The organism is Devosia submarina (genome assembly GCF_003056345.1).
Taxonomy (GTDB): domain Bacteria; phylum Pseudomonadota; class Alphaproteobacteria; order Rhizobiales; family Devosiaceae; genus Devosia; species Devosia submarina.
This window is the reverse complement of record NZ_PYWB01000007.1, coordinates 276399-291891: the sequence shown is the minus strand read 5'-3', so window position 1 is coordinate 291891 and position 15493 is coordinate 276399. Positions and strand designations below refer to the sequence as shown.

Annotated in this window: 13 protein-coding genes; 9 read left to right on the top strand and 4 right to left on the bottom strand. The window is 61.7% G+C overall.

The genetic code is table 11. The annotated features are described in order from the left end of the window. Window positions 1-107: 107 nt before the first annotated feature. The gene (locus tag DDE77_RS12660) at window positions 108-335 is read right to left on the bottom strand and encodes a PIN domain-containing protein (protein WP_108397815.1); all 228 of its coding nucleotides are present in this window, start codon (window positions 333-335) and stop codon (window positions 108-110) included. Window positions 336-525: 190 nt separating this feature from the next. On the opposite strand from DDE77_RS12660, the gene DDE77_RS12655 reads away from it, so the two are divergent. After that, on the top strand, window positions 526-1710 hold the full coding sequence (locus DDE77_RS12655; RefSeq protein ID WP_245895230.1) for a Ppx/GppA phosphatase family protein: 1185 nt from the start codon (window positions 526-528) through the stop codon (window positions 1708-1710). Next, window positions 1649-2440, top strand: coding sequence for an RlmE family RNA methyltransferase (locus DDE77_RS12650; protein ID WP_425430750.1), 792 nt, complete (start codon window positions 1649-1651; stop codon window positions 2438-2440). The genes DDE77_RS12655 and DDE77_RS12650 overlap by 62 nt, the downstream gene beginning before the upstream one ends. Before the next feature lies 1 nt (window position 2441). Here the strand turns inward: DDE77_RS12650 and DDE77_RS12645 are convergent, their stop codons facing one another. Both DDE77_RS12645 and DDE77_RS12640 read right to left on the bottom strand, forming a co-directional pair. Further along, window positions 2442-3824: an MFS transporter gene (locus tag DDE77_RS12645; protein ID WP_108397812.1), complete on the bottom strand. Its 1383-nt coding sequence runs from the start codon at window positions 3822-3824 to the stop codon at window positions 2442-2444. A gap of 26 nt (window positions 3825-3850) precedes the next feature. Further along, complete coding sequence (locus DDE77_RS12640; protein ID WP_245895227.1) at window positions 3851-5251, bottom strand: MFS transporter; 1401 nt, start codon at window positions 5249-5251, stop codon at window positions 3851-3853. A gap of 245 nt (window positions 5252-5496) precedes the next feature. On the opposite strand from DDE77_RS12640, the gene guaB reads away from it, so the two are divergent. From guaB to DDE77_RS12620, 4 genes are all read left to right on the top strand, one after another. Beyond that, window positions 5497-6999, top strand: coding sequence for an IMP dehydrogenase (gene guaB / locus DDE77_RS12635; protein WP_108397811.1), 1503 nt, complete (start codon window positions 5497-5499; stop codon window positions 6997-6999). Window positions 7000-7871: 872 nt separating this feature from the next. Next, on the top strand, window positions 7872-8309 hold the full coding sequence (locus DDE77_RS12630; protein WP_157959812.1) for an MAPEG family protein: 438 nt from the start codon (window positions 7872-7874) through the stop codon (window positions 8307-8309). Beyond that, on the top strand, window positions 8309-9601 hold the full coding sequence (locus DDE77_RS12625; protein ID WP_108397809.1) for an RsmB/NOP family class I SAM-dependent RNA methyltransferase: 1293 nt from the start codon (window positions 8309-8311) through the stop codon (window positions 9599-9601). The genes DDE77_RS12630 and DDE77_RS12625 overlap by 1 nt, the downstream gene beginning before the upstream one ends. 62 nt (window positions 9602-9663) lie before the next feature. Further along, a complete protein-coding gene (locus DDE77_RS12620) occupies window positions 9664-10146 on the top strand; it encodes a TspO/MBR family protein (RefSeq protein ID WP_108397808.1) in 483 nt (160 codons plus the stop codon). Here the strand turns inward: DDE77_RS12620 and DDE77_RS12615 are convergent. Further along, window positions 10136-11350, bottom strand: a complete 1215-nt coding sequence (locus tag DDE77_RS12615; RefSeq protein WP_245895225.1) for an acyltransferase family protein — start codon at window positions 11348-11350, stop codon at window positions 10136-10138. The genes DDE77_RS12620 and DDE77_RS12615 overlap by 11 nt on opposite strands. 116 nt (window positions 11351-11466) lie before the next feature. On the opposite strand from DDE77_RS12615, the gene guaA reads away from it, so the two are divergent. The 3 genes from guaA to der all read left to right on the top strand — a co-directional run bounded on the left by guaA (window position 11467) and on the right by der (window position 15381). Next, window positions 11467-13038: a glutamine-hydrolyzing GMP synthase gene (gene guaA / locus DDE77_RS12610; RefSeq protein ID WP_108397807.1), complete on the top strand. Its 1572-nt coding sequence runs from the start codon at window positions 11467-11469 to the stop codon at window positions 13036-13038. A 96-nt stretch (window positions 13039-13134) separates the two neighbouring features. Beyond that, the gene (locus DDE77_RS12605) at window positions 13135-13890 is read left to right on the top strand and encodes a tetratricopeptide repeat protein (protein WP_108397806.1); all 756 of its coding nucleotides are present in this window, start codon (window positions 13135-13137) and stop codon (window positions 13888-13890) included. 39 nt (window positions 13891-13929) lie between these two features. Then, on the top strand, window positions 13930-15381 hold the full coding sequence (der, locus tag DDE77_RS12600; protein WP_108397805.1) for a ribosome biogenesis GTPase Der: 1452 nt from the start codon (window positions 13930-13932) through the stop codon (window positions 15379-15381). The last annotated feature ends 112 nt before the right edge of the window (window positions 15382-15493 follow it).

The following is a 15493-nucleotide window of genomic DNA, read 5'->3' as shown; positions in this document are numbered from 1 at the left end:
CACGGAAGTAATCACTTCGACCCGTCGAAACGGCTCATCGGCACTCTTGGACATAGTCGTACTCATAGGCGTATGCCTATGCCTTATCAGCTATGCCACATGTCCGGTCAAAATAGGGTGCGCTCCATAAACTTCTGTGGCGTGCCCGCCATAGCGTCCTTGATTTTGCCGTCGCGGTTGCGGTGAAACTCATCGCAAACCTGCTTCGGCAACCACAAGGCAATCTCCCCCTCGTCGATCAGGACGGTCAGCTTTTTAAGTTCCTCTAAATCTTCACCGCTGAAGTGGAAGAAATTTAGGAAGACATTCGTATCGATGAAGAGGTTTAATGGCATTTGAGACTCCAGGAACTCTGATCTCACTGATCAAAGAGCAGGAAGTCAAACCGACACTTGTACCCCCCTCCCGCACATGCCATTGCGCAGATCGTCCCCTTGCATTACCTTGGTTCCTGACACGCAATAACAGTGCGTCGGGCGCGATCCGGTGAGCCGGTCACGCGACCGCGCACGTCAGGAGAATACCGTGACCGATTCCGATCGGTCCGCTGCCGTCATGCCGTCTTTGGACGGAGCGGCAATCCGTGAGCCGTCGGTTCAGGAACCGGCGGGAAGGGCAGGGCCAAGTGCGCCCGTGCTCCAAGCGGAAAAGCGGACAATGCCCGCCCCCAGTCCGCGCCGGCACCGTGGTGCCATCTATGCAGCGCTCGATTTGGGCACCAATAATTGCCGGCTTCTGATCGCCCGCCCACACGACCATGGCTTCCGCGTTCTGGATGGCTTTACCCGCATCGTCCGGCTGGGCGAGGGCGTTTCCGTCACTGGTCGCCTGGGCGATGCCGCCATGGAAAGGACCATGGAAGCGCTGCGCCACTGCCGCAACAAGCTGCGCGAGCACCAGCCCGCCCGCATGCGCCTGATCGCGACGGAAGCCTGCCGCGCCGCCGAAAACGGCCCCGCCTTCATCAACCGCGTCAAGAACGAGCTCGGCATCGAGCTTGAAATCGTTGACCGGCGCACCGAGGCCGAACTGGCTGTCACCGGTTGCGCCGACCTTATCGAATCGAGTGCTGCCGGCGCCTTGATGTTCGACATTGGCGGCGGTTCCTCGGAGCTCGCCTGGCTCGACTTCCGCGGCGGCCGGCCCAAGGCGCAAGGCCGCATGTCGGCGTCCATCCGCTCCTGGCAATCCCTGCCGGTGGGGGTTGTGTCCATTGCCGAGCGCTTTGGCGGCGTCAACGTCACCCCGCAAGTTTTTGAAGACATGGTGGCTTTCGTTTCCGAGCATCTGCGCCAGTTCCGCGGCCGCGAAAAGCTGCGCCAGATGATTGCCAATCATCCCGTTCACCTGATCGGCACCTCGGGCACCGTCACCACGCTCGCGGGCCTCCATCTTGGCCTCGAGCGCTATGAGCGCCAGAAGGTGGACGGTCTCTGGATGAAGCGGGCTGAGGTCGATGAGACCATGAAAGTGCTCCTGGGCATGCCCTTCGAGCGCCGCGTGGCCCATTCCTGCATCGGCCGCGATCGCGCCGATCTCGTCCTGCCGGGCTGTGCCATTTTCGAGGCGATCCGGCGCGAATGGCCGACCGAACGCGTGCGCGTGGCTGACCGTGGCCTGCGCGAGGGCATCCTGATTTCGCTCATGGATGCGGACCGCAACTCATCGCGCGCCGCGCGTTACCCTCGGAGGAACAGCAATGGTGGATAAAGCTCTGGGTACTGGCGGGCGCAAGTCCGACAAGGACCTCAAGATCCGCGTCAAATCCGCCAAGGGCCGCAAGGTGTCCTCCACCAAATGGCTCGAGCGCCAGCTCAACGACCCCTATGTGGCCCGCGCCCGCGCTGAAGGCTACCGCTCCCGCGCGGCCTTCAAAATCAAGGAAATGGACGAAAAGCATAAGCTTTTCCATAAGGGCACCCGCGTGGTCGATCTGGGCGCCGCCCCCGGCGGCTGGAGCCAGGTGGCAGCCAAGGCCGTGGGCTCCACCGAAGCCAATCCCCTGGTTGTCGGTATCGACTACCTCGAAATGGACCCTATCCCCGGCGTGATCCTGCTTCAAAAGGATTTCACCGAGGACGACGCTCCGCAAATGCTGATCGACGCCATGGGCGGCAAGAAGGCCGATCTGGTCATGTCCGACATGGCATGGCCCACCACCGGCCATCGCCCCACCGATCATCTGCGCATCGTCCAGCTGATCGAAATCGCGGCCGACTTTGCGCTCAACGTGCTGGCGCCGAATGGCGCCTTTGTCGCCAAGGTTTTCCAGGGCGGCACCGAGCACGAGCTTTTGCACATGCTCAAGCGCCATTTCCGTACCACCTTTCACGCCAAGCCGCCTTCCAGCCGCTCCGACTCGGCCGAGGCCTATCTGATCGCCAAGGGCTTCAAGGGCAACACGCCGGCATCGGAAGACGAGCCCGAAGACGACCGCTAGCCTAGTGCCCCGCGGGCTTGCTCGTCAGCTGATGACCGGCATTGCGCGGCAGCCGCAAGAACAGCGCCGTTGAAACCAGGCACACAATGGCCAGGATAATAAAGGCCGTGTGGAAGTCGATCAGCGTGATTTCCCCACCGCGCAGCGCCGTGCTGGCCTCCAGCATGCCACCACCCAGCGCCACGCCCAGCGCAATGGATAGCTGAACCGAAACCTGGCTCATCACATTAGCCTGTCCCGCGTCCTTGTCGTCTATATCGGCAAAGGCGAACGCCCCGCTGCCCGTCCAGAATACCGACTGCCAAAAGCCCACAAAGATCAGGATCGCGATGATCACGAGGATCGGCGTTTCGGGCGTATAAAGCCCCATCGCAAACAGCCCTCCCGCCGAAACCGCTGTTGATAGCACCAGCGCAAGGCGAAACCCGATCTTCACGAAAATGCCGATCGCCACGAACTTGGCAATGATCGCCCCCACGGCCCCGGCAAAGGTGATCATGCCCGATTCGAACGGGCTATAACCAAAGCCCAGCTGCAGCATGAGCGGAAACAGAAACGGTATGGCCCCTTGGCCCAGCCGGAAAAACGTGCCGGCAATCACCGAGCTGCGAAAGAATGGAAACCGCAGCAGGCGCAGGTTGAACAGGGGATTGTCGGTCGATAGCGCATGGCGCGCATAAAGCACCGCAAGCCCAATGCCCATGGCCGTCGCAACTACCCCGATCATTGGGGGCAGGGCAGGCAGGCTGATCACCGAGGTGCCAAAGGCAAACAGGGCAAAGGCCGGCCCCGCCAAGGCAAAGCCCGTCAGATCGATCCGGCGCGGCTCGTTGCGCATGGTTTCCGGCAGGAACCGGCTGACCAGCAAGATCCCAAGAATGCCGATGGGAACATTGATCAAGAAAATCCAGTGCCAGCTGAAAAAGGTGGTGAGAAACCCGCCAAAGGGCGGCCCCACGATCGGCCCGATCAGCCCCGGAATGGTCAGCCACGCCATGGCATTGACCAGCTCATGCCGCGGCGTCGAACGCACCAGCACCAGGCGCGCCACCGGCGTCATCAACGCACCGCCCATGCCCTGGAGAAACCGCGCGCCCACGAAAAACCCCAGCGAATTGGCAAAGGCGCAGGCGATGGACCCCAGCACGAACACGGCCATGGCCACCCGAAACACGTTGCGCGCCCCAAACCGGTCCGCCATCCAGCTCGAAATGGGAATAAAGATCGCCAGCGCCACAAGGTATGCCGTCAACGCGAGCTTGAGCGAAATGGGCGTGGTGCCGATATCGGCTGCGATGGCGGCCAGAGAGGTGGCAATCACGGTCGAGTCCATGTTTTCCATGAACAGGGCGGTGGCAAGAATCAGGGGGGTGATGCGCGACAATGTTCAAAAGCCGGGTTGAAGCCCGGTCACTCCTTTTGCGCCCGAACCATGACATGGCCCGAGACTTCTGCCCCGGCGTCCGCCGGCAGCCGGTAATAAACAAGGCCGGCCAGTGCACTGAGGCCGCCCACCACAAAGAACGCCGTCTGAAAATCGATGATAGACAGCTCGGTTCCCCGCAGCCGCGTGCTGATCTCGAGAATTGCGCCGGCAACCGCCACGCCCGCAGCAATGCTGAGCTGCTGTCCCACCGCTACAATGGCGGTCGCCTGGCTCGCCTCGTCATCGGCCACATCGGCATAGCCCATGGCATTGGACCCGGTGAACACCACCGAGCGCAAAATGCCGCCGCACAACAGCACTGCCATGATGATTGCCGCCGGCGTTTGTGCATCAAAGAACCCCTGTGCCCCAATCAGCAATCCGCCCATCATGGCGCAAAAGCCCAGCACGCGCGGAAACCCCAAGCGTGCAAACACCCGCTCGGCGAGAAACTTGCTCATGATGGCGCCGATGGCCGACACAAAGGTGATGGCACCCGATTGAAACGGATTGAGCCCAAAGCCCAACTGAAGGGTCAGCGGCAGCAGGAACGGCACGGCTCCAATACCGATACGGAACACCGAGCCCCCCACGACCGACGCCCTAAACAGCCGATGCCGAAACAGGGCAGGGTCAAGCAGTGGATATTTTGTCCGCCTTGCATGCAGCAAATATAGAATGCCCGAGACGATACCGATTGCGAGGGTGAGATAGCCATAGATGATGGGCAGCGCCGGCAGGCTCACAACCGAGAGGCCGAACACCGTGCCCGAAAATGAGATCGCCGCGAGGATAAAGCCAACAAAGTCGGTAGGCCGGGGATGCCGCTCATCTGGGACATGGAGGAAAATACCGGCCAGGATGATGCCGGCAATGCCAATGGGGATGTTGATCCAAAAGATCCAGTGCCAGCTGAGATAGGTCGTCAGGAACCCGCCAATCAGTGGTCCGGTCAGCGGCCCCAGCAATCCGGGAACGGTTAGCCACGCCATGGCGGCAACCAGTTCGGATCGTGGCGTCGAGCGCACCAGCAGCAGCCGCCCCACCGGGGTCATCATCGAGGATCCGATTCCCTGGAAGAACCGCGACAGAACGAAGGTCTCCAGGGAAAACGCAAAAGAGCAGGCAAGCGAGCCTAGCATGAACACAAGGATTGCCAGCCGGAAGATATTCTTGGCCCCGAACCGGTCAGCCATCCATCCGCTAATGGGAATAAAAATAGCCAGCGCCACGAAATAGGCCGTCAGCGCCAGCTTCAAGGCAATGGGCTCGGTGCCAATATCCAGGGCAATGGCAGGAAGCGACGTGGCGATCACAGTCGAGTCCATCTGTTCCATGAACAGGGCGACCGCCAGAATCAGCGGGGTAACACGGATATTGATCATCAAACCGGGAGGAATCGCGACACGCGCCAGGGCAGGCCGGGCAAGTATGAACCTTTGCAGCCAAGGTGAAAAGCAGAACTCGCCCCTTGTATGGAAGTTTCCTGCAGGGCAAGTCTGCGCCTCCCGCACTATGCAAGCTTTAGCCGTGGTGCTATTGACCCTCGCCAACCTGAACCCGGCGCCACCCTTGCCCGGTTCGCACTCCAACATTTCTGAGACAATCAGAAGGCAGGAAAGGTCTGGCCTTGGCGAAGATTATCACCACCATCACTGGCGAGTCGGCTCTGACGTTTGACGACGTTCTGTTGCAGCCCGCGCGCTCCGACGTGCTCCCGGGTGAAACCGATATATCGACCTTTGTCACCAAGGACATAGCGCTCAACCTGCCGATCATTTCCTCGGCCATGGACACGGTCACCGAGAGCGCCATGGCCATCGCCATGGCCCAGGCAGGCGGCTTGGGCGTCATCCACAAGAACCTGACCGCCGCAGAGCAGGCCGAGCAGGTCCGCATGGTCAAGAGCTTCGAAAGCGGCATGGTGGTCAATCCAATCACCATCGGCCCTGACGCGACTCTGGCCGATGCGCTCGCATTGATGCAATCCAACCGCATCTCCGGCATTCCAGTTGTTGAAAATGGCGGCAAGGGTGGCCGCGCCACGGGCAAGCTCGTCGGCATCCTCACCAACCGCGACGTGCGCTTCGCCTCACATCCGGCGCAGCCGATCCGCGAGCTGATGACGCATGAAAATCTCATCACCGTCCAGGACGGCGTCAGCAAGGACGAAGCCAAGGTCCTGCTGCACAAACACAGGATTGAAAAGCTCCTCGTCGTCGACACCGATTACCGCTGCACTGGCCTGATCACCGTTAAGGACATCGAAAAAGCCCAGCTCAACCCCAATGCCGTCAAGGACGAGCAGGGCCGCCTGCGCGTTGCCGCGGCATCGACGGTGGGCGACCAGGGTTTCGAGCGCTCCCAGGCGCTGATCGACGCCGGCGTCGATCTCCTCGTGATCGACACCGCCCATGGCCACTCCGTTCGCGTCGCGGAAGCAGTAGAGCGCGTCAAGCGCGAGTCGAACGCGACCCGTATCGTTGCCGGCAATGTGGCCACGGCCGAAGCAACTAAGGCCCTGATCGATGCTGGCGCCGATGCGGTCAAGATCGGCATCGGCCCCGGCTCGATTTGCACCACCCGCATTGTAGCGGGCGTCGGCGTGCCCCAGCTGGCCGCTGTCATGGCCTGTGCCGAAGAAGGCGCCAAGCAGGGCATTCCCGTAATCGCCGACGGCGGCATCAAATTCTCCGGCGACATGGCCAAGGCCCTTGCCGGTGGCGCCTCCTGCGTCATGGTCGGCTCGCTCCTCGCCGGCACCGACGAAAGCCCCGGTGAAGTCTACCTTTACCAGGGCCGTTCCTATAAATCCTACCGCGGCATGGGTTCCGTCGGCGCCATGGGCTCCGGCTCCGCCGACCGCTATTTCCAGCAGGACGTTCGCGACCAGATGAAGCTCGTCCCCGAGGGCATAGAAGGTCAGGTGCCCTACAAGGGCGCTGCCGGCGCCGTTCTCCACCAGCTCGCGGGCGGCCTCCGTGCCTCCATGGGCTACACTGGCGCCCATAACCTACAGGAATTCCGCGACAATTCCGTCTTTGTTAAAATCTCCGGCGCCGCCCTCAGCGAAAGCCACGTCCACGACGTGACGATCACCCGCGAGGCACCGAACTACCGTAGCGCCCGCTAAGGCAACCCATGCAGGGCAGGGGGCGCACCGCCATTCCTGCTCGTCACCCTCGGGCTCGACCCGCGGGTTCTTCACTTCATCAGCGCCCCAAAACTACAGCGTCCTCGGGTCAAGCCCGAGGATGACGATCCGAGCTATGACGCCATCTCTCCCAACCGCTGACCTCCCAAATGCCTCATGGTGAGCCTGTCGAACCAGGAGGTCGAGCGAGTGGAGGCTTGTGGTGCCATCCCCTCCTGGTTGGATAGGCTCACCATGAGGGCTACTAGCCGGGCCGGTTTGCCGCTCACCCACCCGTCATCACCCTCGGGCCGGCCCCGAGAGCCTGCCCTCGGACTTGATCCGAGGGGCTCTATACTTAACGATTGCTCCGCAGGTGCAGTCTCCTCAGGTCAAGCCCGGGATGACACAGCGTTTGTGGATGGATCGATGGCCACCCACCCACCGCGTTCACCCTCCCCCTTGCGGGGAGGGCCAGGGTGGGGGGCCTTTCCCACTCCCAAATCTTTCCCCCTTCTCCCCTCACAATCACCCTGCGCTATTCTCCCCTCACCAACCACATCACCCAGCGGGTCGCGCGAACCGGCTAGTGTGGTTGTCAGATGGGGCGGGGATGTTCGTGATCCCCGTAGGCAAGCGGAAGTGTCACCAATGCCTCTGGGAGGCTCAGGGACCAGGGTCGCGCGCGCCGGAAAAACCCATCGCAAGTGGCGAGGCTCTGTCTCACTACACAAACTACTTCGAGGCATTGCCTCGCCACTTGCACGCTGGACATCACCGCACCCGGGGCGGCGCTTTGGCACGTCTGCCGGAACCCTTTCCGCGGCAAACCCTTAGCCCTGCACCTTGAATCGGCGCCGGAGCCTGATGAAGTGACCCCCAACGCCAAGCTCCTCGTCCTTGCAATTGCCGCCCAGGTTCTCCTCACCCTCATTATCCTCCTGCTGATGGGCCGCGAGCGCGTGCCGCGGGTAAAGTCGGGCGAAATTGCTGTTGCCGATATTGCAGTGGACCGCACCGCCTATCCCCTCCGCGCCCGCCTCCTCTCCAATAGCTTCGACAACCAATTCCAGCTGCCTGTCCTCTTCTACCTTGCCACCATCCTCACGCTCGTCTGCACCTCCACTAGCTGGATTGAACTCGTGCTCGCCTGGCTCTTCGTCGCGCTCCGCTATGCCCATGCTTTTGTTCACGTCACCACCAATCGCGTCTATCGCCGCTTCGCCCTCTACACGGCCGGCCTTGCCGTCCTTGCCCTTCTCTGGCTATGGCTCGTGCTTCGCCTCCTGGTTCTAACCCCGAGTGTCTGATGCGTCTGCCTGGTCGCCTATCCGCTGCAATCGAAGTCCTTACCGATGTGGAAACCCGCAAGCGGCCCGTGTCGGAGGCTCTGAAAGCCTGGGGCCTGAACAACCGCTTTGCTGGGGCAGGGGACCGCGCCGCGATCGGCAATCTCGTTTATGATGCCCTGCGCCGCCGCGCTTCACACGCAGCGCTCATGGGCAGCGACAGCCCGCGCGCCCTGGTGCTCGCCGTTGCCGTGCGGGACTGGAACGAAGAGCCCGCCGCCCTTAGCGACAGCTTTGCAGCCGACAATCACGCCCCCGAGCCGCTGACCGATGACGAGCAGGCTCGCCTTGTCGGCCAGCTCCCCGACACCACGGCCGGCCATAATCTTGCTGATGTGCCCGAATGGCTCGCTCCTTCTTTCGAGCGGGCCTTCGCGGACAATTGGATCGCCGAAGGGCAAGCCATGGCCGGCCGCCCTTCGCTCGATCTGCGCACCAACACCCTCAAGGCGCAGCGCGAGCGCGTGCTGAAATCCCTCGCGCGCTTCAACCCAGTCGAGACTGCCATCTCGCCCTTGGGCGTCACCATGCCCGCCGGGCCGCGTGATGCCCGCACCCCCAACGTCACCACCGACGAAGGGTATCTCAAGGGCTGGTTCGAGGTGCAGGACCAAGGCAGCCAGATCGTGGCACTTCTTGCCGCAGCCAAAGGCGGCGAACAGGTGCTCGACCTCTGCGCCGGCGCTGGCGGGAAGACGCTGGCCCTGGCCGCTGCCATGGGCAACAAGGGCCAGATCTTCGCCTTCGACAGCGATCGCAATCGCCTCGCCCCCATCTACGACCGCCTCAAGCGCAATGGCGCTCGCAATGTGCAGGTCCGTGCCCCCGAGCCTGGAGCGCTCGACGATCTCGCCGGCAAGATGGACCGCGTCCTGATCGACGCGCCATGCACCGGCACCGGCACCTGGCGCCGCCGACCCGACACAAAGTGGAAGCTCTCCCCCGAACTTCTGGCGCAACGCGCATCTGAGCAGGCCGCGATCCTCGACGATGCTGTTCGTTTCCTCAAACCGGGCGGCACGCTGGTCTACATCACCTGCTCGATCCTGCCCGAAGAGAACGACGACCAGATCGCCGCCTTCCTCGATCGCCACCCTGACTTTGCCTCCATTCCGCCTAGCGAGCTTTGGCAATCGGCCTTCGGCACCGAACCACCGCCGCAAGTGCTGACCCGGCAATCTGGTGTCTCGCTCACCCCCCGGCTGACCCAAACCGACGGCTTTTACTTCAACGCCATGCGGCGCAATGGCTAGGGAATGAACCACTCGGCACAAGGCCGCGTTCTCCCCCGAACCGATCAACGAGTGTGCCCCACATGTCCACCGCCACAGCCGACTATCGCCAACCCCGTTCCTGGCTGATCCTTGCAGCCTTCTTGGTGATCGTGCTTGGGGTCGGCTTCTGGATCGGCCAATTGTCGGCCCCGGGCGAGTGGTACGAGAATCTCGAAAAGCCCTTCTTCAACCCGCCCAGCTGGCTCTTTGGCCCGGTCTGGTCAGCGCTTTACGTGCTGATCGCAATCGCCGGCTGGCGCATCTGGATGGCGGATCGGGGCAGCACGGCCATGAAGTTCTGGTTTGCCCAGATGCTGCTCAACTGGATCTGGTCGCCCGTCTGGTTCATTGCCCATATGCCCTGGCTCGCCTTCGCCATCATCGTCGCGCTCCTGGCCGCCATCATCGGCTTCATCGCGACGGCGCGCCGACATGACAAGCTCGCCGTCTGGCTGTTTGCGCCCTATCTGGCATGGGTCGCCTTCGCCAGCGCGCTGAACCTTTCGATCGCCATCATGAACTAGCCGCAGGAGCCGCCCTCAACGGCTTGCGCTGTCCCTCCAGCCGACGCGCCCACTGCACGATCGGCCGCTCCAGCCAGAAGAAGCTGATCGTTGCGATGGCAAAGCTGAGTGCAATCACCGCAGCACTGGACCAGAGCCACACCGTCCAGGCTGCATCCCCGCTCGTATCGAAGCTCGGCGGCACCAGATCCGCCAGCATCTCGATCAGCAGAAAATGCCAGACATAGATCCCGAACGATATGGCGGCCAGGAAGCGGCTCACTCGATTGTCGAGCAGCCTGCCCACCAGCACCGAAGAGGGCAGGGCTAGGAGGGCCACACCAACAAACAGCGGCAACCAGGGAAACGCATACGGGATCCCCAGCCATCCAAACCCTTCCGTTTGTCCCCCCACATGCAGAACAATGGTAATTCCTGCTGCCAGGAGAGCCATCAACCCAAGGACATCAAACAACCAGTGCCGCATGGTGGATACGGTGATTTGTACCCCTCCCGCCAACGCCCCCACGGCGAAAACGGCAAAGAACCCCACGGGGTTGAACCATGGCATCCAGGCCTTAGCCCCGCCGATAAGGCCATGCTCCCAGCCCCGCCCAACTTCATCGATTGGTGCCCAGCGAACCACCATCCAGTGCACGCAGAGCACAAGCGCCACAACACCAACCCACGCAAACCGTGCCGCCCAACCGCGAAGGTTTAACCCAAACAGCGCCAGGAGGCACAGGGGCAGCAGCACATAGGAGGTCGCCTCGAACCCGATCGACCAGAGCGGACCATTATTGTCTACGGGAAACAGTGTGACCCAGTGCCAGTCACTCAGCAGCAAGAAGCCCGCGAGAAATCGAACGCCCTGCTCGGCATCAACCCGCGAGGCGCCCATCACCAGCCCAACAAGCAGGCTCACCAGAAGAGCCAGCCAGAACCCGGGAAGGATGCGCGCAGCACGGCGCAGCGCATATACAGGCAAGGAGGGCATCGGCTTGCCGCTGTCCAGCGCCACCCAGAATGGCCGCGACAGGAGGAACCCGCTGAGCACGAAAAACACCGAAACGCCGAAACTGCCCATCACAAGAAAGCCATGCAGGCCCGTGAATGGAGCCGGCACCTTGTCGGCGGGCATGCGATAGGCCAAATGATGCAGAAGCACCATCATGCAGGCGTCAGCGCGCAGAAAATCGGCGCCAAGCAATCTCTGTTCGGTCACACTGAATTCCTGCTGCAAGCAATCCCAAGGGGGATCGCACGCGACCGGGAAATTCGCAAGGCGGCCATGCCGCCTTCCACCTTGCGTAAAATCCGCCGCGGAGCTAATCCCTCGCCATGCAAAGCCCAGACATTCTCGATCATCCGCAATCCATCCTCATTGTCGACTTCGGATCGCAAGTCACGCAGCTGATTGCGCGCCGCATCCGTGAAGCCGGCGTGTATTGCGAGATTCATCCCTTTCAGCATGCAGCCGCGGCCCTCAAGGCCATGCAGCCCAAGGGGATCGTCTTGTCGGGCAGCCCGGCATCGACGCTGGACGAAAACGCGCCCACGATTGATCCCGCTATCCTGGAAGCCAATCTGCCGATCCTGGGGATCTGCTACGGCCAGCAGGCCCTTTGCATGGCCTTGGGCGGCAAGGTCGAGGCCGGACACCATCGCGAATATGGCCGCGCTGAACTGGCCGTCAAGAAACCGTCGAGCCTCACTGAGGGCGTTTGGGATCTGGACAGCGAGCACCAGGTCTGGATGAGCCATGGTGATCGCGTCGTCGAATTGCCTGAAGGCTTTGAAGTCGTCGGCATCTCGGCAAATGCGCCCTTCGCCATGATCGCTAATGAAGAGCGCCGCATCTGGGCCGTGCAGTTCCACCCCGAAGTGGTGCACACGCCCGATGGCGCGAAGCTCTATGCCAATTTCGTGCACCACATCTGCGGCATACCATCTAATTGGACCATGTCCGCCTACCGCAACAAGATGATCGAGAAGATCCGTGACCAAGTGGGCACGGGCAAGGTCATTTGCGGCCTTTCTGGCGGTGTTGATTCCTCTGTCGCAGCGGTCCTGATCCATGAGGCAATCGGTGATCAGCTGACCTGCATCTATGTGGATCACGGCCTGATGCGGCTCAACGAGAGCGAACAGGTCGTCACCATGTTCCGCGACGAGTACAATATCCCGCTGGTTCACGTGGATGCATCCGAACGCTTCCTGCGCGAACTTGATGGTCAGTCCGATCCCGAAACCAAGCGCAAGATCATTGGTCGCCTCTTCATCGAAACCTTTGAGGAAGAAGCCAAAAAGCTTGGCGGGGCAGAATTCCTGGCCCAGGGCACGCTTTATCCCGACGTGATCGAATCCGTCTCGTTCACCGGCGGTCCGTCAGTCACCATCAAGTCGCACCACAATGTGGGCGGCCTGCCGGAGCGCATGAACATGCAGCTGGTCGAGCCCTTGCGCGAACTGTTCAAGGACGAAGTTCGCGTGCTTGGCCGCGAACTCGGTTTACCCGAGAGCTTCATCGGCCGGCATCCATTCCCTGGCCCAGGCCTCGCAATCCGCTGCCCGGGCGGCATCACGCCTGAAAAGCTCGACATCCTGCGTAAGGCAGACGCGATCTATCTCGACGAAATCCGCAAGTCCGGCCAGTACGACAAGATCTGGCAGGCCTTTGCCGTGCTGTTGCCGGTTCAAACCGTCGGTGTCATGGGCGATGGTCGCACTTATGAGTTCGTTTGCGCCCTGCGCGCCGTCACGTCAGTTGATGGCATGACGGCGGACTTCTACCAGTTCGACCTCAACTTCCTGGGCCGCACAGCCACCCGTATTATCAACGAAGTGCGCGGCATCAACCGCGTCGTTTATGATGTGACCAGCAAGCCCCCGGGTACGATCGAGTGGGAATAGTCGGGCGCAGCGGCGCTGGCTTCACCCCTTCGTTTGCATTCCCCCGGTGGCGTGCTAAACGTGCGCCCCATCCATCTACCCAGTTTTAGGCAGGCCATGTCCCAGGACAATATCTTCCGCGAAGTCGACGAGGAGCTGCGCAGCGATCGCATGCGTGCTTTGTGGCGTCGTTTTGCGCCTTATGTCATTGGGGCTGCAATTGCTGTCGTGGCTCTGGTGGCGGTCAATGAAGGCTGGACCTGGTACCATTCCAACAATGCCGCAGCTTCTTCCGACGAGCTCTACAAGGCTTTCGACCTGATCGAGGCCGGCGACCTCGCGGGCGCTACGACGCAGCTCGACGCTGTGATCGCCAATGGTTCCGGCAGCTACCCGGTGCTGGCGGAGTTCCGCAAGGCTGGTGTTCTCGCCCGTGAAGGTAAGACGGCAGAAGCCGTGGCAGCTTATGATAGCCTGGCCAACACACAATCGGACGCCCGCCTGCGGGAACTGGCACTGGTGCTAGCCGGCACATTGCTGGTTGATACGGGGACGCTGGCTGATGTCGAGGCCCGCGTGGGTACAATTGCTGCCGACGGCAATCCGCTGCGCAATTCTGCTCGTGAAGCCTTGGGCCTTGCCCAATACAAGGCTGGCGATCTCGCCGCCGCTCAGGCAAGCTTCGAAGCCGTGGTCAACGATCCATACACCAATGGCACCACGCGCAATCGCATGGGCTATTACCTTGGCCAGCTGCTCGCAGAAGGCGCTCCCCTTGACGAGGAAGCTGCCGCAGAAGCTGAGCCGGAGGCTGTGGCTCCTCCGGCAGAAGCCGCGCCGCTTGCGCCGGAGCCTGCACCTGCCGCACAATAATTTCCACTTGCCTCTGACTGACCGAAAGATTGATTCAGCATGACCGTCACACTCGCCATTGTCGGTCGCCCGAATGTTGGTAAGTCAACGCTCTTCAACCGCCTCGTTGGCCGCAAGATAGCCCTTGTGGACGATACGCCCGGCGTCACCCGGGACCGCCGGGAAGCCGAAGGCCGGATTGCCGATCTGACCTTCCGGGTGCTCGACACGGCTGGCTATGAAGACGTCAAGGACGGCAGCCTTGAAGATCGCATGCGCCAGCAGACCGAGATCGCGATCAGGGAAGCCGACATCATCCTCTTTATGATCGACGCGCGCGCAGGCGTGGTGCCGCTCGACCAGCGCTTCGCCCAAGTGCTGCGCAAGGCTGGCAAGGATGTCCACCTCGTCGGTAACAAGGCCGAAAGCGGCGCTGCCGAAGCGGGCCTTGTTGAAGCTTTCAAGCTCGGTTTCGGCGAAGCCATCCCGCTTTCTGCCGAACATGGACTTGGCTTGTCGGAGCTCTACTCCATCGTCTCGGCCGCCATCGACAAGGCCGCCGCTGAACAGCAGGACCAAGGGTTTGCCGACCTCGACCAGATGCCCGAGGTGGATGTCGACATCACCGAGGACATGCTCGAGGGCGAGGGTGAAGAAGCAACCCTGCGCTGGAACCCCAAGCGCTACCTGAATGTGGCGATCGTGGGTCGTCCCAATGCGGGCAAATCCACCCTTATCAATCGCATGGTGGGCGAGGACCGCGTCCTGGTCGGCCCCGAGGCGGGCATCACGCGCGATTCGATCCTTGTGCCCTGGGAATGGGAAGGCCGCGTCATCAATCTGGTTGACACTGCCGGTATCCGTCGCCGCTCCCGCGTCACCGAAAAGCTCGAAAAGCTCGCCGTTGGCGACAGCCTGCGCTCGATCCAGTACGCCGAAGTCGTTGTGCTGATGCTCGATGCGACAATCCCATTCGAGAAGCAGGATCTGGCCCTAGCCGATCTTGTGGAACGCGAGGGCCGTGCTCTCGTCATCGCGCTCAACAAATGGGACCTGATCGAAGACAAAAACGCAGCGCTTTCAGCCTTGCGCGAAGAATGCGAGCGCCTCTTGCCACAGCTGCGCGGTGTGCCTCTCGTGACCCTTTCGGGTCTCACAGGCAAGAACATCGACAAGCTGATGGACGCGATCTTCAAGATCGAACGCTCCTGGAATTCCCACGTTTCGACGGCGCGCCTCAATCGCTGGCTCGCTGGCATGGTCGAGAGCCATCCACCTCCGGCCGTGTCCGGCCGCCGGCTCAAGCTGCGCTATATGACGCAGGCCAAGACCAGGCCGCCAAGCTTCATCCTCTTCGCGTCTCGGCCGGAGGTCCTGCCCATGGCCTATCAGCGTTACCTGATCAACGGCATCCGTGAAGCCTTTGACATCAAGGGTACCCCGATTCGCCTATGGGTTCGTGGCGGCAGCGAAAACCCCTACAACGACAAACAAAAGCGTCGTCTGGGCTAGGCGCAAATTTCTGCGCATGGCCATGGCGAAGCGGCTGCCGCTCACCTATATTCAGCCGGCTTAAGCGACCCGATGCTGAGTGCGGGGCCGCATCCAAATGAAAAATAGTGTT